This window comes from Mycobacterium simulans, from assembly GCF_900232995.1.
Lineage (GTDB): Bacteria > Actinomycetota > Actinomycetes > Mycobacteriales > Mycobacteriaceae > Mycobacterium > Mycobacterium simulans.
On sequence record NZ_OCVX01000053.1, the window covers coordinates 1 to 1,140 of the forward strand.

General features: G+C 69.3%; 1 protein-coding gene and 1 pseudogene. One reads left to right on the forward strand and one right to left on the reverse strand.

What is annotated here, in order from left to right:
• Nucleotides 1–1,017 (reverse strand): acyltransferase domain-containing protein (locus MSIMFI_RS27045; protein WP_396820598.1); only part of this gene is annotated, 1,017 nt, incomplete at its 3' end.
• On the opposite strand from MSIMFI_RS27045, the pseudogene MSIMFI_RS29925 reads away from it, so the two are divergent.
• Nucleotides 931–1,140 (forward strand): annotated as a pseudogene (locus MSIMFI_RS29925) (hypothetical protein); the annotation flags it as partial. The gene MSIMFI_RS27045 and the pseudogene MSIMFI_RS29925 overlap by 87 nt on opposite strands.

Consider the following 1,140-nt stretch of genomic DNA (forward strand, 5'->3'; position numbering starts at 1 on the left):
GGCCAGTACGGGGTGTGGGGATAGTTCCACGAATGTGTGGGGGCCCTGGGCTAGCAGGGTGGTGATGGCGTCGTGGAATCGGACGGGTTCGCGCAGTTGGCGGGTCCAGTAGCGCGGTGAGGCGAGTTGGTCGGTGCTGGCCGGTTGGCCGGTCAGGGTGGAGATGATCGCGGTGGTGGGTGCGCTGAAGGTCAGGGTGGCGGCGAGGGTTTCGAATTCGGGTAGCGCGGGGTCCATCGACGGTGAGTGGAAGGCGTGGCTGACGCGTAGTGGGGTGGTTTTGTAGCCCGCGGCGCGGCAGTGTTGGCCGAGGTGGTGTAGGTCATCGGCGGGGCCGGAGACCACCAGTGCGGTGGGGCCGTTGACCGCGGCCACCGCGATTTGGGGATAGTCGGTCAATACCGTGGCCAGCTCGGCGTGGCGGGCCGAGATGGCCATCATGGCCCCCGGTTGGCAGGCCTGCATTAGTCGGCCGCGGGCGCTGACCAGTATCGCGGCGTCGGCCAGCGTCATCACCCCGGCGACGTGGGCGGCGGCCAGTTCTCCCACGGAATGGCCTACCAGGTAGTCCGGGCGGATCCCGGCCTGGACCAGCAGGGCGTGCAGGGCCACGCCGAAGGCGAACAGTGCGGGTTGGGCGTAGGCGGTGTGGTTGAGCAGCTCGGCGGGGGCGGTGTCGGCGTCGGCGAACATCACCTGGGCCAGCGGGACCTGCAGGTGGGCGTCGAAGGCCGCGCATACCTCGTCGAGGGCTTCAGCAAAGACCGGGTGGTGGGTGTAGAGCCCGGCGGCCATGCCCGGGTATTGGGCGCCCTGGCCGGCAAACACGAACACCGTCTTGGCGGCCTGATGGGTTTGGTGGTGGTGGTAGGCCACCCCGGGATGAGGCTGGTCGGTGGTTAGGGCGTGTAGGGCATCGAGCAACTCGCCGCGGGTGCTGGTGCTGGTGGTGGGGATGGTGAGGGTGCGGCGGTGGGGGGGTTGGAGCGGCTCAGTGATGCTCAGCGTCATCGGCATCCGGGGTTGGCGGGGATCGCGGGCTCGGCGATCAACCAGGATGGTGCGTCGAATGGGTTGACCGCCCCCAACGGGCCCGCTCAGCAAACCGGGAGCACCCAAACCCCGCCGCCCGCCCGGACC